This window comes from Streptomyces sp. WAC03905 (genome assembly GCF_057371075.1).
Genome location: NZ_JBXYDZ010000003.1, coordinates 4,125,897 through 4,150,650, shown reverse-complemented (window position 1 = coordinate 4,150,650; position 24,754 = coordinate 4,125,897). Strand labels below are relative to the sequence as shown.

At 70.8% G+C, this 24,754-nt stretch carries 20 protein-coding genes, 4 tRNA genes and 1 pseudogene; 14 read left to right on the top strand and 11 right to left on the bottom strand.

The window, feature by feature from the left end:
- Positions 1–2: 2 nt before the first annotated feature.
- Together hrpA and AC2RP6_RS21300 are read left to right on the top strand one after the other, a co-directional pair.
- Positions 3–3,926 carry an ATP-dependent RNA helicase HrpA gene (hrpA, locus tag AC2RP6_RS21305; RefSeq protein WP_486447629.1) on the top strand — a complete coding sequence of 1,308 codons (3,924 nt, stop codon included), beginning with the start codon at positions 3–5 and terminating at the stop codon, positions 3,924–3,926.
- 71 nt (positions 3,927–3,997) lie between these two features.
- Positions 3,998–4,071: transfer RNA gene (locus tag AC2RP6_RS21300), tRNA-Asp, on the top strand.
- Positions 4,072–4,694: 623 nt separating this feature from the next.
- Here the strand turns inward: AC2RP6_RS21300 and bldC are convergent.
- Positions 4,695–4,901, bottom strand: a complete 207-nt coding sequence (gene bldC / locus AC2RP6_RS21295; RefSeq protein ID WP_003949541.1) for a developmental transcriptional regulator BldC — start codon at positions 4,899–4,901, stop codon at positions 4,695–4,697.
- Positions 4,902–5,469: 568 nt separating this feature from the next.
- A complete protein-coding gene (locus AC2RP6_RS21290) occupies positions 5,470–6,324 on the bottom strand; it encodes a DUF8083 family protein (RefSeq protein WP_486447628.1) in 855 nt (284 codons plus the stop codon).
- 190 nt (positions 6,325–6,514) lie between these two features.
- On the opposite strand from AC2RP6_RS21290, the gene AC2RP6_RS21285 reads away from it, so the two are divergent.
- Positions 6,515–7,633 (top strand): Leu/Phe/Val dehydrogenase, encoded by a 1,119-nt coding sequence (locus AC2RP6_RS21285; RefSeq protein ID WP_079025728.1) that lies wholly within the window; start codon positions 6,515–6,517, stop codon positions 7,631–7,633.
- A 280-nt stretch (positions 7,634–7,913) separates the two neighbouring features.
- On the top strand, positions 7,914–8,177 hold the full coding sequence (locus AC2RP6_RS21280) for a DUF3073 domain-containing protein (protein WP_486447627.1): 264 nt from the start codon (positions 7,914–7,916) through the stop codon (positions 8,175–8,177).
- Between the two features lie 79 nt (positions 8,178–8,256).
- On the opposite strand, the gene purM is transcribed toward AC2RP6_RS21280, so the two are convergent.
- Both purM and purF read right to left on the bottom strand, forming a co-directional pair.
- The gene (gene purM / locus AC2RP6_RS21275; protein WP_486447626.1) at positions 8,257–9,327 is read right to left on the bottom strand and encodes a phosphoribosylformylglycinamidine cyclo-ligase; all 1,071 of its coding nucleotides are present in this window, start codon (positions 9,325–9,327) and stop codon (positions 8,257–8,259) included.
- 93 nt (positions 9,328–9,420) lie between these two features.
- Positions 9,421–10,938, bottom strand: a complete 1,518-nt coding sequence (gene purF, locus AC2RP6_RS21270) for an amidophosphoribosyltransferase (RefSeq protein ID WP_486447625.1) — start codon at positions 10,936–10,938, stop codon at positions 9,421–9,423.
- A gap of 147 nt (positions 10,939–11,085) precedes the next feature.
- Between purF and AC2RP6_RS21265 the strand changes: the two genes are divergently transcribed.
- Positions 11,086–11,181, top strand: a complete 96-nt coding sequence (locus tag AC2RP6_RS21265; RefSeq protein ID WP_323188240.1) for a putative leader peptide — start codon at positions 11,086–11,088, stop codon at positions 11,179–11,181.
- Between the two features lie 116 nt (positions 11,182–11,297).
- On the top strand, positions 11,298–12,719 hold the full coding sequence (locus AC2RP6_RS21260; RefSeq protein WP_486447624.1) for a sulfatase-like hydrolase/transferase: 1,422 nt from the start codon (positions 11,298–11,300) through the stop codon (positions 12,717–12,719).
- Between the two features lie 19 nt (positions 12,720–12,738).
- Here AC2RP6_RS21260 and AC2RP6_RS21255 read toward each other — a convergent pair whose 3' ends face one another.
- The 6 genes from AC2RP6_RS21255 to purS all read right to left on the bottom strand — a co-directional run bounded on the left by AC2RP6_RS21255 (position 12,739) and on the right by purS (position 18,996).
- The gene (locus AC2RP6_RS21255) at positions 12,739–13,551 is read right to left on the bottom strand and encodes an META domain-containing protein (protein WP_486447623.1); all 813 of its coding nucleotides are present in this window, start codon (positions 13,549–13,551) and stop codon (positions 12,739–12,741) included.
- A gap of 53 nt (positions 13,552–13,604) precedes the next feature.
- A complete protein-coding gene (locus AC2RP6_RS21250; protein ID WP_486447622.1) occupies positions 13,605–14,387 on the bottom strand; it encodes a maleylpyruvate isomerase family mycothiol-dependent enzyme in 783 nt (260 codons plus the stop codon).
- 17 nt (positions 14,388–14,404) lie between these two features.
- Entirely contained in the window at positions 14,405–15,670 is a 1,266-nt protein-coding gene (locus AC2RP6_RS21245) for a hypothetical protein (protein WP_486447621.1), read from the bottom strand.
- Positions 15,671–15,815: 145 nt separating this feature from the next.
- The gene (gene purL, locus AC2RP6_RS21240; RefSeq protein WP_486447620.1) at positions 15,816–18,065 is read right to left on the bottom strand and encodes a phosphoribosylformylglycinamidine synthase subunit PurL; all 2,250 of its coding nucleotides are present in this window, start codon (positions 18,063–18,065) and stop codon (positions 15,816–15,818) included.
- Positions 18,062–18,742, bottom strand: coding sequence for a phosphoribosylformylglycinamidine synthase subunit PurQ (gene purQ, locus AC2RP6_RS21235; protein WP_486447619.1), 681 nt, complete (start codon positions 18,740–18,742; stop codon positions 18,062–18,064). The genes purL and purQ overlap by 4 nt, the downstream gene beginning before the upstream one ends.
- Positions 18,743–18,744: 2 nt before the next feature.
- Entirely contained in the window at positions 18,745–18,996 is a 252-nt protein-coding gene (gene purS / locus AC2RP6_RS21230) for a phosphoribosylformylglycinamidine synthase subunit PurS (RefSeq protein ID WP_008740952.1), read from the bottom strand.
- Between the two features lie 320 nt (positions 18,997–19,316).
- Between purS and AC2RP6_RS21225 the strand changes: the two are divergent.
- From AC2RP6_RS21225 to AC2RP6_RS21190, 8 genes and pseudogenes are all read left to right on the top strand, one after another.
- A pseudogene (locus AC2RP6_RS21225) lies at positions 19,317–19,633 on the top strand (histone-like nucleoid-structuring protein Lsr2).
- Between the two features lie 88 nt (positions 19,634–19,721).
- A tRNA-Gly gene (locus tag AC2RP6_RS21220) sits at positions 19,722–19,793 on the top strand.
- Positions 19,794–19,865: 72 nt separating this feature from the next.
- Positions 19,866–19,938: transfer RNA gene (locus AC2RP6_RS21215), tRNA-Gly, on the top strand.
- Positions 19,939–20,081: 143 nt separating this feature from the next.
- Positions 20,082–21,026: an ABC transporter ATP-binding protein gene (locus AC2RP6_RS21210; protein WP_486447618.1), complete on the top strand. Its 945-nt coding sequence runs from the start codon at positions 20,082–20,084 to the stop codon at positions 21,024–21,026.
- Positions 21,023–21,787: an ABC transporter permease gene (locus AC2RP6_RS21205; protein WP_486447617.1), complete on the top strand. Its 765-nt coding sequence runs from the start codon at positions 21,023–21,025 to the stop codon at positions 21,785–21,787. Before AC2RP6_RS21210 ends, AC2RP6_RS21205 begins: the two co-directional genes overlap by 4 nt.
- 21 nt (positions 21,788–21,808) lie before the next feature.
- The gene (locus AC2RP6_RS21200; protein WP_486447616.1) at positions 21,809–23,047 is read left to right on the top strand and encodes a sensor histidine kinase; all 1,239 of its coding nucleotides are present in this window, start codon (positions 21,809–21,811) and stop codon (positions 23,045–23,047) included.
- A complete protein-coding gene (locus tag AC2RP6_RS21195; RefSeq protein WP_486447615.1) occupies positions 23,044–23,655 on the top strand; it encodes a response regulator in 612 nt (203 codons plus the stop codon). Before AC2RP6_RS21200 ends, AC2RP6_RS21195 begins: the two co-directional genes overlap by 4 nt.
- Before the next feature lie 22 nt (positions 23,656–23,677).
- Positions 23,678–23,750: transfer RNA gene (locus tag AC2RP6_RS21190), tRNA-Gly, on the top strand.
- Positions 23,751–23,796: 46 nt separating this feature from the next.
- On the opposite strand, the gene AC2RP6_RS21185 is transcribed toward AC2RP6_RS21190, so the two are convergent.
- Positions 23,797–24,702: a phosphoribosylaminoimidazolesuccinocarboxamide synthase gene (locus tag AC2RP6_RS21185; protein WP_486447614.1), complete on the bottom strand. Its 906-nt coding sequence runs from the start codon at positions 24,700–24,702 to the stop codon at positions 23,797–23,799.
- Positions 24,703–24,754 lie beyond the last annotated feature (52 nt).

Below are 24,754 nucleotides of genomic sequence, written 5' to 3'. Positions count from 1 at the left end.
GTATGTCTACTTCCTTCGCCGCCCTGCAGACGCTTCTCGGTGAGATCTCCCTCCGTGACGCGCACCGCCTCGGCCGCCGCCTCGAAGGCGCCCGCCGCATCCGTAAGCCCGAGGCCAAGCAGGCCGTGCTCGACGAGATCGCCGCGGAGGCCGCCAAGGCCGCCGAGCGACTGGCCGGCCGTGCCTCGCGGATGCCGGAGGTCACGTATCCCGAGAACCTGCCCGTCAGCCAGAAGAAGGACGAGATCGCCGAGGCGATACGCGACCACCAGGTCGTGATCGTCGCCGGTGAGACCGGCTCCGGCAAGACCACGCAGATCCCCAAGATCTGCATGGAGCTGGGCCGCGGCGTCCGGGGCATGATCGGGCACACCCAGCCCCGCCGGATCGCCGCCCGCACGGTCGCGGAGCGCATCGCCGAGGAGCTGAAGTCCGAGATCGGGCAGACCGTCGGCTGGAAGGTCCGGTTCACCGACCAGGTGGACCAGGACGCGACCTTCGTGAAGCTGATGACGGACGGCATCCTGCTCGCCGAGATCCAGACGGACCGCGAGCTGCGCGCCTACGACACGATCATCATCGACGAGGCCCACGAGCGGTCCCTCAACATCGACTTCCTGCTCGGCTACCTGGCGACGCTGCTGCCCAAGCGGCCCGACCTCAAGGTCGTCATCACCTCCGCGACGATCGACCCCGAGCGGTTCTCCCGCCACTTCGCGGACGCCCCGATCGTCGAGGTCAGCGGGCGGACGTACCCGGTGGAGGTCCGCTACCGGCCGCTCCTCGAAGAGGACTCCGAGGAGTCCGACCGCGACCAGATCACCGCGATCTGCGACGCCGTGGACGAGCTCCAGGCCGAGGGCGCCGGCGACATCCTGGTCTTCCTCTCCGGCGAGCGCGAGATCCGTGACACCGCCGACGCGCTGATCAAGAAGAAGCTCCGCTTCACCGAGGTCCTCCCCCTTTACGCCCGCCTCTCCCACGCGGAGCAGCACCGGGTCTTCCAGCAGCACACCGGCCGCCGGATCGTGCTCGCGACCAACGTCGCCGAGACCTCCCTGACCGTGCCGGGCATCAAGTACGTGATCGACCCCGGCACCGCCCGCATCTCGCGCTACAGCCACCGCACCAAGGTCCAGCGCCTGCCGATCGAGCGGATCTCGCAGGCCAGCGCCAACCAGCGCAAGGGCCGCTGCGGCCGTACCAGCGACGGCATCTGCATCCGGCTGTACTCCGAGGACGACTTCAACGCCCGTCCCGAGTTCACCGACGCCGAGATCCTGCGCACGAACCTGGCCTCCGTCATCCTGCAGATGACCGCCGCCGGCCTCGGCGAGATCGAGAAGTTCCCCTTCATCGACCCGCCGGACCACCGCAACATCCGTGACGGCGTGCAGCTCCTGCAGGAGCTCGGGGCACTGGACCCGGCCGAGAAGGATCCGAAGAAGCGGCTGACGCAGACGGGCCGCCGGCTGTCGCAGCTGCCCGTCGACCCGCGGCTGGCGCGCATGGTGCTGGAGGCCGACAAGAACAACTGCGTCCGCGAGGTCATGGTGATCGCGGCGGCCCTGTCCATCCAGGACCCGCGCGAGCGGCCCTCCGACAAGCAGACCCAGGCCGACCAGCACCACGCCCGGTTCAAGGACGAGACCAGTGACTTCCTGTCGTTCCTGAACATGTGGCGCTACGTCCGGGAGCAGCAGAAAGAGCGCGGCTCCTCCTCCTTCCGCCGGATGTGCAAGCAGGAGTACCTGAACTTCCTGCGGATCCGCGAGTGGCAGGACATCTACTCCCAGCTGCGCACGGTCGCCAAGAGCATGGGCATCCACGTCAACGAGGCCGACGCCCCCGAGCAGGTCGTCCACGTCTCGCTGCTGGCCGGACTGCTCTCGCACATCGGGCTCAAGGACACCGACAAGAACGAGTACCTCGGCGCCCGCAGCGCCAAGTTCGCGATCTTCCCGGGCTCGTCGCTGTTCAAGAAGCAGCCCAGGTTCGTGATGTCGGCCGAGCTGGTGGAGACCTCCCGGCTGTGGGCCCGGGTGAACGCCAAGGTGGAGCCCGAGTGGGTGGAGCCGCTGGCGCAGCACCTGGTCAAGCGCACCTACAGCGAGCCGCACTGGGAGAAGGACCAGGCGGCCGTCATGGCGTACGAGAAGGTCACGCTGTACGGCGTGCCGATCGTCGCCCAGCGGAAGATCAACTACGGCCGGATCGACCCCGAGGTCTCGCGCGAGCTGTTCATCCGCAACGCGCTCGTCGAGGGCGACTGGCGGACCCACCACAAGTTCTACGCCGACAACCGCAAGCTCCTCACCGAGGTGGAGGAGCTGGAGAACCGGGCCCGGCGCCGCGACATCGTCGTGGACGACGAGACCCTCTTCGACTTCTACGACCAGAGGATCCCCGAGCACGTGGTGTCCGGGGCGCACTTCGACTCCTGGTGGAAGCACAAGAAGCGCGACGAGCCCGAACTGCTCGACTTCGAGCGGGAGATGCTGCTCACGGAGAAGGCGGCCGGCGTCACCAAGGCCGACTATCCGGACTCGTGGCGGCAGGGGCAGCTGAAGTTCCGGGTGACCTACCAGTTCGAGCCGGGCGCGGACGCGGACGGCGTGACCGTCCACATCCCGCTGCAGGTGCTCAACCAGGTCACCGACGAGGGCTTCGACTGGCAGATCCCGGGGCTGCGCGAGGAGGTCGTCACCGAGCTGATCCGCTCGCTGCCCAAACCGATCCGCCGGCACTACGTGCCCGCACCGAACTACGCGGGCCGCTTCCTCGACACGGCCGTGCCGCTGCAGGAACCGCTGCCGGTCACCCTCGCCCGCGAGCTCCAGCGGATGGTGGGCGTGCCGGTCTCGGCCGATGACTTCGACCTGGCCCGGATCCCCGACCATCTGAAGATCACCTTCCGGATCGTCGACGAGCGGCGCCGCAAGATCGCCGAGGACAAGGACCTGGAGGCCCTGCGGCTCGCGCTGAAGCCGAAGGCCCGCCAGGCCCTCTCCAAGGCCGCGGCGGCCACCGCCGAGCGGGCGGGCGGGGAGTCGGTGGAGCGCACCGGGCTGACCGACTGGACCATCGGCACCCTGACCAAGGTCTTCGAGACCCGGCGGGCCGGCCAGCCGGTCAAGGCCTACCCGGCGCTCGTGGACGACGGAGCGAGCGTCTCCGTACGGCTCTTCGACACCGAGGCTGAGCAGCAGCGGGCCATGTGGCTCGGCACCCGCCGGCTCATCCTGCTGAACATCCCGGTGAACCCGGCGAAGTTCGCCTCGGACCACCTCGGCAACCAGCAGAAGCTGGCGCTCTCCAGGAACCCGCACGGCTCCGTCCAGGCGTTGTTCGACGACTGCGCGACGGCGGCGGCCGACCAGCTCATCGCCGACCACGGCGGCCCGGCGTGGGACGAGGCGGGCTTCCGCAGGCTCTACGAGGCCGTCCGCGCCGACCTGGTGGACACGACCGTCCGCGCGGTGAACCAGGTGCAGCAGGTGCTGGCCGCCTGGCAGGCCTGTGAGCGGCGCCTGAAGGCCACCTCCAGCCTCGCCCTGGTGGCGAACATCCAGGACGTCAGGACGCAGCTGGCAGCCCTGATGCCGGCGGGCTTCGTGACGCTCACCGGGCTGCGCAGGCTGCCGGACCTTATGCGCTACCTGGTGGCGGCCGACCGGCGGCTCCAGCAGATGCCCACGGGTGTCCAGCGCGACACGACGCGCATGCAGAAGGTCCACGAGATGCAGGACGAGTACGCGTGGCTGCTGGAGCAGCTGCCGAAGGGGCGGCCCGTCCCCGCCGCCGTCACCGACATCCGCTGGATGATCGAGGAACTGCGCGTCAGCTACTTCGCGCACGCGCTCGGCACGGCCTACCCGATCTCCGACAAGCGGATCGTGAAGGCGGTGGACGCGGCGGCCCCCTGATCGGTTCGACCGCACCCCCTGAGCTGCTGTACAGTCTGTTTCGCAGCCGCCGCAGAGCGGCCGCGAATCAAGGTCCTGTGGAGCAGTTGGTTAGCTCGCCACCCTGTCAAGGTGGAGGTCGCGGGTTCAAGTCCCGTCAGGATCGCAACAACGTCAGGGCCCGTATCCCCCAGGGGATACGGGCCCTGACGCGTTGGCGGGCGCGGCCGCCCGGGCGGGTTGGGGCTCCGGCGGCCCGACTGCCCACCGTCCGCGGCCCGGACGAGGACGAGGGCGCCGAGGAGGCCCCGGGGGAGGGCCGGGGGCGAGGGTGAGGGCGAAGGTGAGGCGAGGGCGCCGGGCGGCTCGTGCGACCGGCCGACGCGTGGACCCCGACGGCACCCCGTGTCTCTCCCTTTCCGCGAATCCCCCGTTCGCGTGATGGCCACCGCGAGCCACTTCCCCTTTACGGGGTGCATTGCCGGATGTACAAGAGTGATCATCTGTGACGGGTGTCACCGCACGAGTTTTTCGGACTCACACTTTTATCGCATCCATACGCACGCTCGATTTAATATGTGCAATGGTACCCACCCGATCGGACAGTCGACCGGCTTCCGGCACCCCCCTGACCTGGGCATAAAAAGATCGCGCTGGACCCGGCGGAGTCCAGCGCGATCGAACGACCCGGGACCTGTTGGGGCAGGTCGGGTCGTATGAAGCAATGTGGGTTTTCATCGGATTGGGGGACCCGACAGCGACCCGTTAAAGCGGGGTGTTTACGCGACCTCAGGCCTCGCTGCGCTGCTGCGGAATTCCCGCCAGCAGTGCGCGGACCTCGGCCTCGCGGTACCGGCGGTGTCCACCCAGGGTGCGGATGGACGTGAGCTTGCCAGCCTTGGCCCAGCGGGTGACCGTCTTCGGGTCCACGCGGAACATCGTGGCAACCTCAGCCGGGGTCAGCAGCGGCTCGGCATCAGGGGTGCGAGCGGTCATGAGCGGCCTCCTCGGGAGAACCGAACCATCTCGGTTCTTTCCTCTAAATTCTGCACCTTGGCCCGCGTTGCCCGAAATGGACATACGCGGGCCGAGTCGGTTATAGGACGAACGGCTTGTCCTCGGCACTACAACTACACCATCCGTCCAGCCTCGACGGCCAAACCGACGGAATTGCCCTCCGAGGTGTTCATCAGCGGCGGAAGCCCGATGGACCGTCCCATAACGGACAGTCACCCCACTGTGACGATCAGTCACAGAGCGATCAGGAGTCGTCAGACCCCCCGTAGAGTGCAATGCCGAGCATTCCGCCCTTAGTTGGGCGGAAGGAACCCTCCCCGGACTCCTTGTCCTATTTTGGCACGAGGGTAGGGGAAGGGCGCAAGGGTGTGGTTAGTGCGGTCCGTCACGCTTGGGCCAATGGCCCGTATCGGGACGTAGGTCCTGGCACTACGTCCCAAATGCCACGATCGGGCCTCTGATCAGCCAGTTTTGACCGAACGACCGATACGCGACGGTACGTACGGACTGCCAAAAGGTGAAACCAGCCACACCGGCGGTTTTCGGCCTAATTCGCGAAAAGCCGCTCTCGGACGGCCCTCCAACGCTCCGCAAGCCCAGCGCAGGTGTCCGCCGCCCCGTCGGTGTCACCCGCCCGGAGGGCCGCGATGCCCGCCGCGAGGTCCCCCGCCGAGTGGTCGGCGGCCAGCAGGTCCGCGGGCAGGGCGTGCACCAGCCCGCCGTAGTCGAGCTCGACCATTGAGCGCGGATGGAACTCCTCCAGCCAGCTCCCCACCTCCACCAGCCCCTCGGCGAGCATCCCGTACCCCTCCGCGGCGCGGAGGGTGCGCAGGGCCCGGGCCAGGCGCCGGCGCGCCTGCACCATCGGCGTCCGGTAGCGCAGCAGCTCCCCCGGCACGTACTCCCGCTCCTCGTCCGCCACCAGCACGAACCAGCGCAGCGGGATCTGCCACACCCCCGTACGGATCCACGGGCGCGCGTCCGGGTTCCGCTCGCGCCAGCGCCCGTACTCCTCGGCCGCCCGCCGGCGGGCCGCCGGCGGGAGCGCCGCGTCCAGCACCGGCGGCGGGAACTGCTCGGCCAGTTCCTCCAGCGCCAGCCAGCCGCGCAGCCGGGTGCGCCAGGGGCAGACCAGCAGCACCCCGTCGACCTGTGCCGTGAACGCGTCGGCGCTCTCGTGCGCCGGTACCCCGACCAGGGGGACCCGCACCAGTTCCGCCAGCGACCGGCGCAGTTCGTCCTGGGCGGTCGGGGCCGTCCCGCGCCGGGCGTACCGCGCCCAGTGCGTGCGCTCCGGCTCCGCGAAAGCGGCCAGGGGTTCGTAGACGCGCAGGTAGGAGGCGTACGGGACGGCCGGCGCCGAGCGGGCGGAGGGCAGCAGCGGATCGGAGGATTCGGTCACCCTGACGTACTCCCCCCTTCAGGGGCCCGGTTCACCTCCGGGCCGCCCGCCACCGGCCCGGCCCCCTCCCGTACTCCGGGAGTGTTTCGATCCCCGGACAGGTCACCCCCATCCGGCCCACAGGTCTTACGCTGCTCCCAGCACGCCCTCCCCCACCCGCAGGGGGGCGTCTTCCCGCCGCATCTCTTCCATGGGAGTCACCACCGTGACCGAAATGACCGACGGCGTCCTGCACACCCTGTTCCGCACGGAGCAGGGCGGCCACGAGCAAGTCGTGCTGTGCCAGGACCGAGCCACCGGCCTGAAAGCCGTCATCGCGATCCACTCCACCGCCCTGGGCCCCGCCCTCGGTGGTACGCGTTTCCACGCCTACGCCTCGGACGAGGAGGCCGTGCGCGACGCGCTCAACCTCTCGCGCGGCATGTCCTACAAGAACGCCATGGCCGGTCTCGGCCTCGGCGGCGGCAAGGCCGTGATCATCGGTGACCCCGACGTCATCAAGACCGAGGAACTCCTGGAGGCCTACGGCCGGTTCGTCGAATCCCTCGGCGGCCGATACGTGACCGCCTGCGACGTCGGCACCTTCGTCGCCGACATGGACGTCGTCGCCCGCGAGACCCGCTGGGCCACCGGCCGCTCCCCCGAGAACGGCGGCGCCGGCGACTCCTCGGTGCTCACCGCCTACGGCGTCTTCCAGGGCATGCGCGCCAGCGCGCAGCACCTGTGGGGCGACCCGACCCTGCGCGGCCGCAAGGTCGGCGTCGCGGGCGTCGGCAAGGTCGGCCACTACCTGGTGGAGCACCTGCTGGAGGACGGCGCCGAGGTCGTCATCACCGACGTCCGCCAGGAGTCGGTGCAGCGCATCCTCGACAAGCACCCGGGCAAGGTCACCGCGGTCGCCGACACGGACGCCCTGATCCGCGTCGAGGGCCTGGACATCTACGCCCCGTGCGCGCTCGGCGGCGCCCTGAACGACGAGACGGTCCCGGCCCTCACCGCCACCATCGTGTGCGGCGCGGCCAACAACCAGCTCGCCCACGCGGGCATCGAGAAGGACCTCGCGGACCGCGGCATCCTCTACGCCCCGGACTACGTGGTCAACGCGGGCGGGGTCATCCAGGTCGCCGACGAGCTGCACGGCTTCGACTTCGACCGGTGCAAGGTGCAGGCCACGAAGATCTTCGACACCACGCTGGAGATCTTCGCTCGTGCGAAGGCCGACGGCATTCCGCCGGCCGCCGCGGCCGACCGGATCGCCGAGCAGCGCATGGCCGACGGCCGCCGGACCCTCCCGGTGACGGCCTCCTAGGGGCCCTGGGGAAGGCCCGCCGGCGTGCGGCGAGACGGAACTCACTGCACTTCGGCGGGTCGCCCGCCAGGAACGGGTTAAAATCGCAGCTGACCAGCGAGGACGGGGCGCCTTGCTGGTTCTGCACCGGGGCGCGTCATGCGGGCGGCGTACCGTATGGCCGCGGAAGCAGGTACCGTTAAACCCCTACGGACGGTCTCTCCACGGAGAGCCCGCTCCGAACCATGAACGCGTGTCAGACTCTGGGGCCGTCGAGCCCCGTCACCGAGGGGGTCGAGCCATGGGGCGCGGCCGGGCCAAGGCCAAGCAGACAAAGGTCGCCCGCCAGCTGAAGTACAACAGCGGCGGGACTGACCTCTCGCGTCTGGCCAATGAGCTGGGCGCATCGCCGACAGAGCCGCTGCAGATCAGCGAGCCGGTCGAAGTCGATGACGAGATGGATGACGACGACGACCCGTACGCCAGGTACGCGGATCTCTACAACAGCGATGACGACGACGAGGACGACGAGTCCGGTCCGTCGGCTCAGCGTCGCGGCGCTTGACGCCCTGAGGCGTCTGCACGACACGGCACAGACTGAAACCCGGTCCAGGGCATAGCCCCGGGCCGGGTTTCAGTGCTGCTCAGCTCGCGTAGGAACCGGTGAGGGCCGCGCCCTCGGTGTGGTCGCCGCGGTCCAGGATCTCGCCCGCGACCCAGGCGTCGACGCCCCGGTCGGCCAGCGCGGTCAGCGCCACGTCCACCGACTCCTGCGGAACGACGGCCATCATGCCGACGCCCATGTTCAGGGTCTTCTCCAGCTCCAGCTGCTCCACCTGCCCGGCCTTGCCGACCAGGTCGAAGATCGCACCCGGGGTCCAGGTCGAACGGTCGACCGTGGCGTGGAGGTGGTCCGGGATGACCCGGGCCAGGTTCGCCGCCAGGCCGCCGCCGGTGATGTGCGAGTAGGCGTGCACCTCGGCCGTACGGGTGAGGGCCATGCAGTCCAGCGAGTAGATCTTGGTGGGTTCGAGCAGCTCCTCGCCGAGCGTCCGGCCGAGCTCCTCCACGTGACGGTCGAGCGACATGCCGGCACGGTCGAAGAGGACGTGACGGACCAGCGAGTACCCGTTCGAGTGAAGGCCGGACGACGCCATCGCGATGACGGCGTCACCCGTACGGATGCGATCCGCGCCGAGCAGCCGGTCGTACTCGACGACACCCGTGCCGGCGCCCGCCACGTCGAAGTCGTCCGGGCCCAGCAGACCGGGGTGCTCGGCGGTCTCGCCGCCCACCAGGGCGCAGCCGGCGAGCACGCAGCCCTCGGCGATGCCCTTGACGATGGCGGCGACACGCTCGGGGTGCACCTTGCCGACGCAGATGTAGTCGGTCATGAAGAGCGGCTCGGCGCCGCAGACGACGATGTCGTCCATGACCATCGCGACCAGGTCGTGGCCGATGGTGTCGTACACGCCGAGCTGGCGGGCGATGTCCACCTTGGTGCCGACCCCGTCGGTGGCGGAGGCGAGGAGGGGGCGCTCGTACCGCTTGAGGGCGGAGGCGTCGAAGAGGCCGGCGAACCCGCCGAGGCCGCCGAGGACCTCGGGGCGCTGCGTCTTCTTCACCCACTCCTTCATCAGCTCGACGGCGCGGTCTCCCGCTTCGATGTCGACGCCCGCGGCTGCGTAGCTGGCACCGGTGGTCTTCTCTGTCATGACAGGAGAGAGCTTTCGTGTCGTTACTGCGGTTGGTGCGGGGCCCTGGGAAAAGCCTGAAAGACAGGGCCCCGCGCAGGTCGAGCCGGGGACTTACGGGCGACGGAGCGCGTCGGCGGCGTCCGCGCCGCCGGCCAGCTCGGTCTCCAGGAGCTGCTTGCCGAGGAGCTGCGGGTCGGGGAGCTCCATCGGGTACTCGCCGTCGAAGCAGGCACGGCAGAGGTTGGGCTTCTGGATCGTCGTCGCCTCGATCATCGCGTCGATCGAGATGTACGAGAGGGAGTCCGCGCCCAGCGACGTGGCGATCTCTTCGACCGTCATGCCGTTGGCGATGAGCTCGGCCCGGGTGGCGAAGTCGATGCCGAAGAAGCACGGCCACTTCACCGGCGGCGAGGAGATCCGGATGTGGACCTCGGCCGCACCGGCCTCGCGGAGCATCTTGACCAGCGCGCGCTGGGTGTTGCCTCGGACGATCGAGTCGTCCACGACCACCAGGCGCTTGCCCCGGATGACTTCCTTGAGGGGATTGAGCTTCAGGCGGATGCCGAGCTGGCGGATCGTCTGCGAGGGCTGGATGAAGGTCCGGCCGACGTAGGCGTTCTTGACCAGGCCCGAGCCGTACGGGATCCCGCTGGCCTCCGCGTATCCGACCGCGGCGGGCGTGCCGGATTCCGGCGTCGCTATCACCAGGTCGGCTTCGACGGGGGCTTCCTTGGCCAGGCGCCGGCCCATCTCGACACGCGAGAGGTAGACGTTCCGGCCGGCGATGTCGGTGTCCGGGCGCGCCAGGTAGACGTACTCGAAGACACAGCCCTTGGGCTTCGCTTCCGCGAATCGGGAGGTGCGCAGACCGTTCTCGTCGATCGCGATGAGCTCGCCCGGCTCGACCTCGCGGACGAAGCTGGCGCCGCAGATGTCGAGGGCGGCGGTCTCGCTCGCGACCACCCAGCCGCGCTCCAGGCGGCCGAGGACCAGCGGGCGGATGCCCTGCGGGTCACGGGCGGTGTAGAGGGTCCCCTCGTCCATGAACACCAGCGAGAAGGCTCCCTTGACCTGAGGGAGGACCTTGGCGGCCGACTCCTCGATGGTCAGGGGCTTGCCGTCGTCGTCCACCTGGCCGGCCAGCAGGGCCGTGACCAGGTCGGTGTCGTTGGTCGCGGCCACCTGGGTGGCACGGCCGTCCTGACGGGGGAGGTCGGCGACCATCTCGGCGAGCTCGGCGGTGTTCACCAGGTTGCCGTTGTGACCCAGGGCCAGGGAGCCGTGGGCGGTCGCGCGGAAAGTGGGCTGCGCGTTCTCCCACACGGATGCGCCGGTGGTCGAATAGCGGGCGTGACCGACCGCGATATGACCTTGGAGCGAACCGAGGGAGGTTTCGTCGAAGACCTGGGAAACGAGTCCCATGTCCTTGAAGACGAGGATCTGGGAACCGTTGCTCACAGCGATTCCCGCGGACTCTTGTCCACGGTGCTGCAGCGCATACAGTCCGAAGTAGGTGAGCTTGGCGACCTCTTCACCCGGAGCCCAGACACCGAAGACGCCGCAAGCGTCCTGGGGGCCCTTTTCGCCGGGGAGCAGGTCGTGGTTGAGTCGTCCATCACCACGAGGCACGCTCCCGAGTGTAGGCGAGATCGACCACTGGTCCGAATTGGGGACGGCCGGGAAATGTCACAGCACAGAGGGTGACGGGACGCCTCCGTCTCGGTATTCGATCACCTTGTTGACACCTACGAAGGCATTCGTACAGGCTCTCGGTCCATGCAGCCTCTCGGTGACCGCGCCGTCACCCTCGTCGAGCGCCGGCACGTGGACCTCGTCCGTGTCGCGAGCGCCATCTGTCGCCGCTGCGCGTAGTCACAACTCTTCCTCTCCTTTTCCCTTTTCCGTTCCGCCCCGCCCCGCTCCCCCGTGCCGCGCGCCGTCCCGCGCCCCGCCCGGAGCCGGCCGGCGGACCGCGCCTTGGAGTACCTGTGTCTTCGTACGAGAACGAACTGTCCCGGCGTGCCTTCACGGGCGCCGTCGGTGTGACCGCGGCCGCCGCCGTGGGGCTGGGCGCGACCCCCGCCCGGGCCGCCGGGGAGCGGGAGGCGGGCCCCCGGGAGCGGGAGTTCCGGGCTGCCCGCAGCCGCCCTTCGCGCCGCCCGAACATCCTGTTCATCCTCGGTGACGACCTGGGCTGGGCCGACCTGTCCGCCTACGGTTCCCCGCACATCGAGACCCCCGAGCTGGACCGGCTCGCCCGCCAGGGCGTCCGTTTCACCGACGCCTACTCGGGCTCCGCCACCTGCTCGCCGACCCGGTTCAGCCTCTACACCGGCCGCTACCCGGCCCGGACCAGGGGCGGGCTGGCCGAGCCGATCGCCGACAGGTCCGCCGGGCTGGAGCCCACCCACCCGACGCTGGCCTCGCTGCTGAAGGCCTCCGGGTACGCGACCGCGCTGATCGGCAAGTGGCACGCCGGTCACCTGCCTGACCACAGCCCGACGAAGTCCGGCTGGGACGAGTTCTTCGGCAACTTCGGCGGGGCCCTGGAGTACTACTCCAAGCTGGGCCTCGGCGGCGAGTACGACCTCTACGAGGGCGACGCCGAGTACAAGGACCTGCGCTACTACACGCGGATCATCACCGAGCGGGCGAGCGAGTACGTCTCCCGCGACCACCACGGCCGGCCCTGGCTGCTGAACCTGAACTTCACGACCCCGCACTGGCCGTGGATCGCCGACGGGGACACCGCGCAGAGCGCCGAGATCGTCCGGCGGATCAGGGCGGGCGACGGGCGCGCCCTGTGGCACCAGGACGGGGGCTCGGTCGAGAAGTACAAGGAGATGGTCGAGGACCTCGACCGGTCGGTCGGCGAGGTGCTGAAGGCCCTGCGGCGGGCCGGACAGGAGGAGCACACCGTCGTGGTGTTCTCCAGCGACAACGGCGGTGAGCGGTTCTCCTGCACCTGGCCGCTGTCGGGCAGCAAGGCCTCCCTCCAGGAGGGCGGCATCCGGGTGCCGAACATCGTGCGCTGGCCGGCCCGGCTGGACGGCGGGCAGGTCAGCCACGTGCCGGTGTTCAGCCCGGACTGGACCGCGACCCTGCTGGAGATCGCCGGCGCCCGCCCGCACCCGGCCTACCCGCTGGACGGCGCCAGCCTGGCCGGGTACCTGCTGCGCGGCGAGAAGGCCCCCGAACGGGACCTGTTCTGGCGGGTCCGCGGAGAGCGGGCGCTGCGCCGCGGGGACTGGAAGTACTACCGCGGCAAGGCGGGCCGCGACCAGCTGTTCAACCTGGCCGCGGACATCCGCGAACAGGCCGACCGGGCCGCCGCCGAACCGGCCCGGCTGGCGGAGCTGCGCGCCGCCTGGGAGGCCGTGGACGCGGGCCTGCTGCCCTATCCGGTCTAGATCGTGTCGGGCTTCCGGGCTATTCGGCGTCGGAGGGGGCCTCGGCGACCAGGCCCTCGCCGTCCGCGGCGGTGAGGGTCAGCCGGCGGCCCTCGATCCTGGAGGTGAGCGGGCCGCTCGCGAACAGCTCGGTCAGCTTCCGCTCGACCTCGCCCGCCGGGCCGTCGCACGCCATCCGCGTGGTGGTGAGCGGCCCGAAGGTGAGCCGGTCCCCGTCGCGGGTGACCGGGGCGCTGAACCGGTTGCAGCCGAGGGTGCCGCTCGCGGTCAGGTCGGCCGCGAGGGTGAACCTGGCCGTGCCGGCGGCCCCGGCGGGCAGTGAGGACACCGACCCGCCGCTGATCAGGGACTGGACGGTCCACTCGACCGTGGTCAGCGGTGCGTCCGGGACGGCCGGCTCCGAGGTCATGGCGATGGTGCTCCCGTCGGCGGTCTTCAGGGTGAGCCGGTCCGGGCCGCGGTCGATGGTCAGCCGTCCGGTGAGCAGCTTGGCGAAGGCCGTCTCGAACTCCATGTCCGCGCAGGCCATGGTGGTCGTGGCGCCGGGCGTCACGGTCACCGCGGAGGTGCCCGCGAAGGCCGCGGTGGCCGTGAAGCCGTTGCAGCCGTAGTTGCCCTTGATCTCCTTCTCGGCGATGTCGAGACGGGCCGTTTCGGGGGCGTGCAGGGTGCGGCCGCCCGTGGTCAGGGACTCCACGGACCAGCGGCCCACGGGGTCGGGCAGCACCGCGCCCGCGCCGGCGCCCTGCCCGTCCTGGCCGCAGCCGGCCGCGGCGAGGGCGAGTACGAGGGCCAGCCCCGCGGGGATGTGGACGTGCCGGAGGGTACACATGTCCCTGGGACGGATGCGCCGGGTGGTCGGTTCCCTCATCTCCGCGGCCCCGCTCAGCTCATCAGGGGCAGCAGCGCCGACAGGTCGGCGCGTTCGCCGCCGGCCCGCACGCCGGCTCCGTCGAGCGCCGCGGCCCAGGTCGTACGGCCGGTGGCGAGCCGGATCCAGGTCGGCGGGTCGGTCTCCACCACGTTCGGCGGGGTGCCGCGGGTGTGCCGCGGGCCCTCGATGCACTGGACCACCGCGAAGGGCGGGATGCGCACCTCGACGGACCCGCCGGGCGCCCGCAGGGCGAGGGAGTCGGCGAGCAGCCGGGTGCAGGCGGCCAGTGCCTGCCGTTCGACCGGGATGTCCAGCCCTGCGGCGCGGTTCAGGTCGTCGGTGTGGACGACCAGCTCCACGGTCCGGGTGACCAGGAAGTCGGCCAGGGTCATGTCCCCGACCCACAGCCGGAGCACGCGCCCGCCCGGGTTGGCGTCGAGTTCCCGGGCCATGGCGGCGGCCGCCCGGTCGTACAACTCGGGCAGGGGGGCGCCGGTCAGGGTCTCCCGGGCCGCCTCGGAGATCTTCCCGGCCAGGGAGGCGGTGGCGAAGGGCCACTCGACGGCGGTCAGCTCGGGGACGGCGGCGGGCGGCCGCGCGAGTCCCGCGGCCAGCGACTCCGCGATCCAGGCGACGTGCGCGGCGAGGTCGGCGACGGTCCAGTCCCCGAGCCCGCTGGGGCGTTCCAGCTGCTCGGGGCCCAACTCCCGGACCGCCCGTCGGACATGGCCGAACTGTGCGATCACGGCCGCCCTGATCTTGGCGTCGTCGTACTTGCGGGTCCTGGGTGCCATGCCCGCAGTCTGCCCGATCAGTCGCCGCCGCAGCCGCCGCCGCAGCTGCTGCCGCAACTGCTGGAGCAGCTGCTGCCGCAGCCGCCGGAGGATCCGCAGGAACTTCCCGAGCCGCTCGACCGATCGGCCGCGCGCTGCCTGCGCTTCTCGTCCTCGGCCCGCCGCTTGAGGGTGTGGGAGGTGCGGGCCGGACGCCACGGGCGCAGGCGGTGCCGGCGGAAGGGCATCAGCGGCACGGCGCAGACGGCGTCGGTGAGGGTGCGGTCGTCGCCGTAGACGGCGTGCCGCAGGATCACCTCGGCGCCCTCGCAGGGCACCCCGTACATCACCGCCTCGTAAGGCTCGGCGCGCGCGTCGATGTCGTGGTGGTCGGTGCGCAGCCGGTCCGCCGCTCCGGCGAGGAGGGTCGTGGCCCGGGAGCGGCGGTGCCGGTCGTCGAACCGGTCCCGGAAGGCGATCAGCGGCGGGGCGGTCGTGGTGTCGGCGTCGGCGACCAGCCAGAGCGGGCCGAGGAGGACCGCGCGCACTCCGACGCGGACCACCGGCTGGGGCCCGCGGTGCAGCCGCCGGGCGGCGCGCCGCGCCGTGAGGCCCCGGCCGAGCAGCGGGACGCCGGGGGTGAGCAGGAGCAGGGCCGTGACCTGCGAGTCCGTCCCGTCGAAGGGGTCCTGCGGACTCGCTCCGAGGTCCTGCGCCAGGGTCCACGCCAGCACGGCGCCGGCGGCCAGGCACAGCGCCGCCCCGGCGATCAGGAGCCGCCGCCCGCGGCGGCGGTGGCCGTCCGGCAGGTTCTCGGGGATCGCCGCGCGGGTGCCCCCGGCGGCGGCGAGGAACAGCGCGCGCTGCCGCCGCCGCGCGCGCAGCCGGAGCGCGGACCCGGTGAACGCCCAGGCGCACAGGACGAGGACCAGTACGGCGCTTGCGAGGCCGGCGTCGTCGGCGGGGTCGAGCGCGGAGAGGTCACGTACGGCATCCGTGGCGATCACGGGGGCGGACAGCAGGGTGGCGGCCGGCAGGAACCGGTACCAGGCGGGGAGGGACAGCAGGAGGACGACCGGGACGTAGCCGGCCCAGGAGGTGCCGCGTCCGGGGGCGTCCGAGTCGGACAGGGCCAGGAGGGAGAGCGAGAGGAGCACCAGCGGCACGAGGATCCAGCCGGTGGTGACGGGAGCGAAGAGGGCCGGGACGCGCGCGTCGAGCCAGCGCTGGGCGTCCTTGACGTGCCAGGGAGGGGCGCCGCCGTCGGGTATCGCGGCGTCCGGCAGGTGCTTGACGATGCTCACGCGGTCAGTATGCGGAGCGCTCGTCCGGGCGCCAGGGCCGTCGTGCCACGGAATCGCAACGGCCGGTTCGGCGGTGCACGGCCGGGGCCCCGCACGGATGATCCGTGCGGGGCCCCGGTCGTGTTCGGGCCGTTCGGGCCGCCGATCAGGCCAGCAGGGCCGGGATCGTCGCCTCGTGGGCCTCGCGGAGCTCGGCCAGGGACAGGCTGAACTCGCCCTGGATCTCGATCTCGTCGCCGTCCACCACGCCGATGCGGGCGACCGGCAGGCCGCGCGCACCGCACATGTCGGTGAAGCGGAGCTCCTCGCTGCGCGGGACGGCCACGACGGCCCGGCCCGCGGACTCGGAGAAGAGGAACGTGAAGGCGTCCAGTCCCTCGGGGACCACGACGCGCGCGCCGTTGCCGCCCTTGAGGCAGGACTCGGTGAGCGCCTGGATGACGCCGCCGTCGGACAGGTCGTGCGCGGCGTCGATCATGCCGTCGCGCGAGGCCGAGATCAGGATCTCGGCGAGCAGCTTCTCGCGGCCCAGGTCCACCTTCGGCGGCAGTCCGCCGAGGTGGTCGTGGACGACCTGCGACCACGCCGAACCGCCGAACTCCTCGGCGGTGTCACCGAGCAGGTACAGCAGCTGGCCGGCCTCCGCGAACGCCATCGGCGTACGGCGGTTGACGTCGTCGATCACGCCGAGCACGGCCACGACCGGGGTCGGGTGGATCGCGACGTCGCCGGTCTGGTTGTAGAGCGAGACGTTGCCGCCGGTCACCGGGGTGCCCAGCTCCAGGCAGCCGTCCGCGAGACCGCGGGTGGCCTCGGCGAACTGCCACATGACGCCCGGGTCCTCGGGGGAGCCGAAGTTCAGGCAGTCGGAGATCGCCAGGGGCTTGGCACCGGTCGCGGCGACGTTGCGGTACGCCTCGGCCAGGGCCAGCTGCGCGCCCGTGTACGGGTCGAGCTTGGCGTAGCGGCCGTTGCCGTCGGTGGCCATGGCGACGCCGAGGTTGGACTCCTCGTCGATGCGGACCATGCCCGCGTCCTCGGGCTGCGCCAGGACGGTGTTGCCCTGCACGAAGCGGTCGTACTGGTCGGTGACCCAGGACTTGGAGGCCTGGTTCGGGGAGGAGACCAGGGCCAGGACCTGCGCGCGCAGCTCCTCGGAGGTCTGCGGGCGGGGCAGCTTGCCCGCGTCGTCGGCCTGGAGCGCGTCCTGCCAGTCGGGACGGGCGTAGGGGCGGTGGTAGACCGGGCCCTCGTGGGCGACGGTGCCCGGGGGCACGTCCACGATCTGCTCGCCGTGCCAGAAGATCTCCAGGCGCTCGCCCTCGGTCACCTCACCGATGACGGTGGCGATGACGTCCCACTTCTCGCAGATCTCCATGAAGCGGTCGACGTGCTGCGGCTCGACGATCGCGCACATGCGCTCCTGCGACTCGCTCATGAGGATTTCCTCGGGCGAGAGCGTCGCGTCGCGCAGCGGGACGGTGTCGAGCTCGACGCGCATGCCGCCGGAGCCGGCGGAGGCCAGCTCGGAGGTGGCGCAGGACAGCCCGGCGCCGCCGAGGTCCTGGATGCCCGCGACCAGCTTCTCCTTGAAGATCTCCAGGGTGCACTCGATGAGGAGCTTCTCCTGGAAGGGGTCGCCGACCTGGACGGCGGGGCGCTTGGTGGGCTTCGAGTCGTCGAACGTCTCCGAGGCCAGCACGGACACGCCGCCGATGCCGTCGCCGCCCGTGCGGGCGCCGTAGAGGATGACCTTGTTGCCGGGGCCGGAGGCCTGGGCGAGGTGGATGTCCTCGTGCTTCATGACGCCGATGCAGCCTGCGTTGACCAGCGGGTTGCCCTGGTAGCAGGCGTCGAAGACGACCTCGCCGCCGATGTTGGGCAGGCCCAGGCAGTTGCCGTAGCCGCCGATGCCCGCGACGACGCCCGGCAGGACGCGCTTGGTGTCGGGGTGGTCGGCCGCGCCGAAGCGCAGCGGGTCGACGACGGCGACCGGGCGGGCGCCCATGGCGAGGATGTCGCGGACGATGCCGCCGATGCCGGTGGCCGCGCCCTGGTAGGGCTCGATGTAGCTCGGGTGGTTGTGCGACTCGACCTTGAAGGTGACCGCGTAGCCCTGGCCGACGTCGACGACGCCGGCGTTCTCGCCGATGCCGACGAGCATGGCGTCGTTCTCGGGCGCCTTCTCGCCGAACTGCTTCAGGTGGACCTTGCTGCTCTTGTACGAGCAGTGCTCGGACCACATGACCGAGTACATGGCCAGCTCGGCGCCGGTCGGGCGGCGGCCGAGGATCTCCCGGATCCGGGCGTACTCGTCCTCCTTGAGGCCGAGTTCCTTCCAGGGCTGGGAGGCGTCCGGGGTTTCGGTGGCGTTCTTGACGGTGTCGAGGCTCATGCGCTGACCAGCTTCTTCAGGACCGACGTGAAGAACGGGAGGCCGTCGGTGCCGCCGGTCCCGATCAGCGGCTCGACCGCGTGCTCGGGGTGCGGCATGAGACCGACGACGTTGCCCTGGGCGTTGGTGATCCCGGCGATGTCGCGGAGCGACCCGTTCGGGTTCACGTCCAGGTATCGGAAGGCCACACGGCCCTCGGCCTCCAGTTCGTCGAGCGTGCGCTCGTCGGCGACGTACCGGCCGTCCATGTTCTTGAGCGGTACGGAGATCTCCTGGCCGGCGGTGTAGTCGCCGGTCCACGCGGTCTCCGCGCTCTCCACCCGCAGCTTCTGGTCGCGGCAGATGAAGTGCAGGTGGTTGTTGCGGAGCATCGCCCCCGGCAGCAGGTGGGCCTCGGTGAGGACCTGGAAGCCGTTGCAGATGCCGAGGACGGGCATGCCGGCCCTGGCCTGCTCGATGATGGTCTCCATCACCGGCGAGAAGCGGGAGATGGCCCCGGCGCGCAGGTAGTCCCCGTAGGAGAAGCCGCCCGCGAGGACGACCGCGTCGACCTGGTGCAGGTCCTTGTCGCGGTGCCAGAGCGGGACCGGCTCGGCCCCCGCGAGGCGGACGGCGCGCAGCGAGTCACGGTCGTCGAGCGTTCCGGGGAACGTGACGACACCGATGCGAGTGGTCACCGTCAGGCCTCGACCTTCACGGTGAAGTCTTCGATGACGGTGTTGGCGAGGAACGTTTCGGCCATCTTGTGGATGCGGTCGAGGGCGGCCTGGTCGACCGGTCCCTCCACTTCCAGTTCGAAGCGCTTCCCCTGACGGACGTCGGCGATGCCCTCGAAGCCCAGGCGCGGCAGTGCACGCTGCACCGCCTGGCCCTGGGGGTCGAGGATCTCCGGCTTGAGCATGACGTCGACTACGACGCGTGCCACTGGCACTCCCGATGAGGTGGTTGGTGCAAGGCGGTTCCATCAGCGTACCCGGCCGAAATTTCTACGCGGGTAGATATCGGACGGCCTTGATCACCGCGCCGTTTCGGCTTCACCAACGCTTCGCAAAATCCCCAGGAAAACCACGTACCCGGCATTGCGGCGGGACACGCGGAGAGAATTAACTGAGCTTCGCAATGCAATGGGAATCGGGGTACAAAGGAATCAACCGGGATTCCGGCCGAAAGTTGGATTGCCCCAAAACATCCGAACAGGCGACATCGCCGCACGTCAGCAGCTGGCGGCGTCGCACGAAGGGACCGATATCCGTGGCGCAGCGCGTAGTGGTCACGCTCTCCGACGACATCGATGGCGGAGAAGCGGCGGAACGGTCATGTTCGCCCTGGACGGTAAGTCGTACGAGATCGACCTCAATGTGGCCAACGCAAAGAAACTGCGGAAGAGCCTGGAGCCGTTCGTGGCCGCCGGCCGCCGCCAGTCGCGCTCGGGGAAGACCTTCAAGCACACCTCGGTCGCCCCCGACCCGGCGGTCGTCCGCGCCTGGGCCCGGTCCAACCAGCACGACGTGCCGCCGCGGGGCCGCATCCCCAAGAAGATCTACGAGGCCTACAACGCGGCCCACTGAGGGCCGATTTGCCATCCACCCCCTCCCTTCGGCTAATGTGTGGATCACGCCGAGGGGCGAGGCCGCAGGTCAGAGCCTCCGAGGTCGTGCGGGTGTAGTTCAGTAGCAGAACATCCCTCTTCCAGAGGGAAGGCGCAGTGTGCGATTCCTGTCACCCGCTCTGCATGACTTTCCGACCACTCCGGTGGATCGGGTAGAGTGATGCACGTACTGCCCCGGCAGTGCACTGCTTGCGGACGTAGCTCAGTTGGTAGAGCACCACCTTGCCAAGGTGGATGTCGCGCGTTCGAGTCGCGTCGTCCGCTCTGTGAGAAGAAGGCCCCGATCATTGCGATCGGGGCCTTCCTCGTATTCCGTGCACCGCGCCGCCGGACACCCTGACAAATGTCATCGCCGGCCGTGACAGCCCGCACTGCCGGGCCGCGCCGGGGGCCGTGACGCTTGGGTCATGACTGACACCGTGATCGAAGCGCGGGACCTGCGCCGCGGCTACTCCGGGGGATTCCAGGCCGTACGGGGCGTCTCCTTCTCCGTGGCCAGGGGCGAGGTCTTCGCCCTGCTCGGCACCAACGGCGCGGGCAAGACCTCCACCGTCGAGCTGCTGGAGGGACTGGCCGCGCCGAGCGGCGGACAGGTCCGCGTCTTCGGCCTCGACCCGTACGCCCGACGGGCCGAGGTCCGTCCGCGCACCGGGGTCATGCTCCAGGAGGGCGGCTTCCCCTCCGACCTGTCGGTCACCGAGACCGTGCGGATGTGGGGCGGGGTCACCACCGGTGCCCGCCCGGCGGCCGAGGTGCTGGAACTGGTCGGCCTGGCCGCCCGGTCCTCCGTACGCGTCAAGCAGCTGTCCGGTGGTGAGCGGCGGCGCCTGGACCTGGCGCTCGCCCTGCTCGGCCGGCCCGAGGTGCTCTTCCTCGACGAGCCGACCACCGGCATGGACCCCGAGGGGCGCCGGGAGACCTGGGCCCTGGTCCGCGCCCTGCGCGCGCAGGGCACCACGGTGCTGCTGACCACGCACTACCTGGAGGAGGCCGAGGAACTCGCGGACCGCCTCGCGATCCTCCACGAGGGCGAGCTCGTCCTGTCCGGCACCCCGGCCGAGGTGACCGCCACCCGGCCGGCCCGGATCCGCTTCACCCTGCCCGCCGGGGTGCCCGCGGCCCGGCTCCCGTTGACGCTGCGCGCGGCGGCCTCCGGGCAGCGCGTGGAGATCCGTACCGCACGCCTCCAGGCCGACCTGACCGAGCTGCTCGGCTGGGCCCGGGAGACCGGCGTCGAACTGGCCGGACTCGACGCCCGGTCCGCCTCCTTGGAGGAGGCCTTCCTGGAGATCGCACACAGCCGCCGCGGCGCCGGCGGCCGTACCGAGGACACGATGGCGGGGACCCGATGAACACGCTCACCCTGAACGCCGGCCGGATCACCGCACTGGGCCGCTCCGAACTCACCCTGCTGGTGCGCAACCGGGCCACGCTCGCCCTGGCCCTGCTGATGCCGCTGGCGATGGTGTTCGTCCTGCGCTCCTCCCTCGACGACTCCGAGGGTGCCCGGGCGGTCGGCGAGGCCACCCTGACCGGCGGGACCGGGATGGTGCTGCTCCTCGTCGTCCACATGAACCTCGTCTCCTCCTACGTCGCACGCCGCGAGGAACTCGTCCTGAAGCGGCTGCGGACCGGCGAGGCGAGCGACGTGGAGATCCTGTCCGGTACCGCCCTGCCCGCCGCCGCCCTGGCGCTCGCGCAGATCGCCGTCCTCGCGGTCGCCGGAGCGGCCGTCCTGGACGTGGGCCCGCCGCGCCACCCGCTGCTGATCGCGGCGGCCGTCCTGGCCGGAGTCCTGCTGCTCGCCGCGCTGTCCGCGCTGACCAGCTCCTTCACGCGCACCGTGGAGACCGCGGGCCTCACCACGCTGCCGCTGTTCCTGGCGAGCGTGCTCGGCTCGGGGGTGTTCGCGCCGGTGGACTCCCTGCCCGATGCGGTCGCCCCGGTGTGCGAACTGCTGCCGCTGAGCGGTGTGATGACGCTCGTGCGGGCCGGCTGGAGCGGCGGCGCGGCGGGCGGGGACCTGCTGGGGGCCGCGCTCACCACGCTGGTCTGGATCGTGATCAGCGTGTTTGCTGTCCAGCGGTGGTTCCGCTGGGAACCGCGCCGCTAGAACGAGTCGGGGGACGGGCCTGTGCCGAAGTTGACGGGGTGGTGGAAGAACCGCAGCAGTGCGGGGAAGATCGAGCTGTACACGCGGGGGTCGTTCCACCTCTTCGTGCTCCTGGAGATCACGTCCTTCGGAGTGGCACCGGTGGCCTCCGCGGCCGGCAGGAGCTCCTTCGTGGTGCCCGTGTCGCTCTTCGTGCTGCTGTGCGCCCACGCGGTCCTGTGCGGGGTGCTCACCTCCAAGGCGCTGCACTGGGTGGTGGGCCGGCGCGAGCGCCCCACCCGGCTGGCGGTGGCGACGGCCGCCGTGACGGCCGCCGCCGCCGTGGGCGTCCTGATCCTCCGAGCGACCGGCCACATCACCGAAGCGGCCGTGGCACCGACGCTGGTGGCGGGGCTGACCTGGTTCGCCTCCGGATCCCTGGTGCTGTGCCTGCGGTCCGTCAAGCGCATGTGGTACGTCCCGTCGGCGGCCGCGTTGACGACGGCACTGGCCGTCCTGGCCGTGGGCATGCCCGTCACGAAAGCACTCGGGTACGCCCTCGGCGTGCTGCTGGGCAGCCTGTTCTTCGGCGCGACCTGCGGGTTCTCCGCCTGGCTGCTGACCACGGTCTACGAGCTCGACCGCTCCCGCGAGGTCCAGGCCCGTCTCGCGGTGGCGGAGGAGCGGCTGCGCTTCGGCCGCGACCTGCACGACGTGATGGGCCGCAACCTGGCCGTCATCGCCCTCAAGAGCGAGCTGGCGGTCCAGCTGGCCCGCCGCGAACGGCCGGAGGCCGTGGAGCAGATGATCGAGGTCCAGCGGATCGCCCAGGAGTCCCAGCGGGAGGTGCGGGACGTGGTGCGGGGCTACCGGGAAGCGGACCTCGCCGTGGAACTGGAAGGTGCGCGCGGCGTGCTCACCGCGGCCGGTATGGACTGCCGCGTCGACTTCGGCGCCGGGCCCGAACTGCCCGCCGAGGTCCAGTCGGCACTCGGCTGGGTGGTCCGCGAGGCCACGACGAACGTACTGCGGCACGGGGACGCGCAGCGCTGCGAGATCCGGCTGACGGCCCTGGAGGGCGGATCCGTGACGCTGGTGGTGGAGAACGACGGGGCCCCGGGAGCCCCGGCCGGGCCGCCCGGCTCGGGGCTGGCCGGGCTGCGCGAACGGCTCGCCGCACTGGACGGGACGCTGCAGGCCGGGCTGGTCGGCGACGGCCTGTTCCGGCTGCGGGCACAGATCCCCGGCCCACGACTGGAAGAACTGGAGGTGCGGGCGTGAGCCCCGTACGCGTACTGCTCGCCGACGACGAACACCTGATCCGCGGGGCGCTGGCCGCGCTCCTCGCGCTGGAGGACGACCTCCTCGTGGTCGCGGAGGCGGCCTCGGGGCCCGAGGCGCTGGCGATGGCCCGGGCGCACCGGCCGGACGTGGCGGTGCTGGACCTGCAGATGCCGGGGGCGGACGGTGTGAGCGTCGCCACAACGCTGCGCGCCGAACTCCCCGACTGCAAGGTCATGATCGTGACCAGTCACGGGCGGCCCGGGCACCTGAAACGGGCCCTGGCCGCGGGCGTGCGGGCCTTCGCCCCGAAGACGGTCTCGGCGCAGCGGCTGGCCGAACTGATCCGGACCGTGCACGCCGGAGGCCGTTACGTGGACCCGGAGTTGGCGGCCGACGCGATCAGCGCGGGGGACTCCCCGCTGACCGCCCGGGAGGCCGAGGTACTGGAGCTCGCGGGGGACGGCGCGCCGATCGCGGAGATCGCGGAACGGGCCTCGCTCTCGCAGGGGACGGTGCGCAACTACCTCTCCTCGGCGGCCACGAAGCTGGGTGCCGAGAACCGGCACACCGCAGTGCGTCTCGCACGGGAGCGAGGTTGGGTATAGTAGGTCTCGCCTTACGGCGCCTGCGGACATAGCTCAGTTGGTAGAGCACCACCTTGCCAAGGTGGATGTCGCGCGTTCGAGTCGCGTTGTCCGCTCTGTAAGGAAGAAGCCCCGGTCCTCGGACCGGGGCTTCTCTCGTTCCTACACCCAGTCCGTGCCGGTCAGGCGCTCGTACGCCTCGATGTACTTGGCGCGGGTCTGCGCGACGACCTGGGTCGGCAGGGCCGGCGGCGGGAGTTCGCCCTTCGGGTCCCAGCCGGAGGCCGCGGAGGACAGCCAGTCGCGGACGTACTGCTTGTCGAAGGAGGGCTGCGAGCGGCCCGGCTCCCACTGGTCGGCCGGCCAGAAGCGGGACGAGTCCGGGGTCAGGACCTCGTCCGCGGCGACCAGAGTCCGGTCCTTCGGGTCGAAACCGAACTCGAACTTGGTGTCGGCCAGGATGATCCCGCGCTCGCGGGCGATGTCCCGGGCCCGGGAGTACACGGCGAGGGTGGTCTGGCGCAGCAGTGCGGCCGTCTCGACACCGGTGGTGCGCGCGACCTCCTCGTAGGACACGTTCTCGTCGTGCTCGCCGACCTCGGCCTTGGCGGCCGGCGTGAAGATCGGGCCGGGCAGCTCGGAGCCGTCCACGAGACCCTCGGGCAGGCCCAGTCCGCAGACCGTACGGGTCTTGTTGTACTCGGCGAGACCGGAGCCGGCGAGGTAGCCGCGGGCCACGCACTCGACCGGGACCATGTCGAGGTTCTTGCAGACCAGCGTGCGGCCGGCCCAGTCGGCGGGGGCGGCTGCGGGCAGCTCGGTGGAGATGACGTGGTTCGGGACGAGGTCCGCGAGCTGGTCGAACCACCACAGGGAGAGCTGGGTCAGGACGCGGCCCTTGTCCGGGATCTCGGTGGGCAGCACCCAGTCGTAGGCGGAGATGCGGTCGCTGGCGACCATGACGAGGCGGCCGTCCTCGTCCCGGTAGAGGTCGCGCACCTTGCCGGTGTGGAGGTGGACGAGGCCCGGAACCTGAACCGGCTCGGGCTTTTCGACGAATCCGGACACGGGGTCTCCCTGTGGTTCTGTATGAAGCGCACACCGATTCTCGCGCACCGGC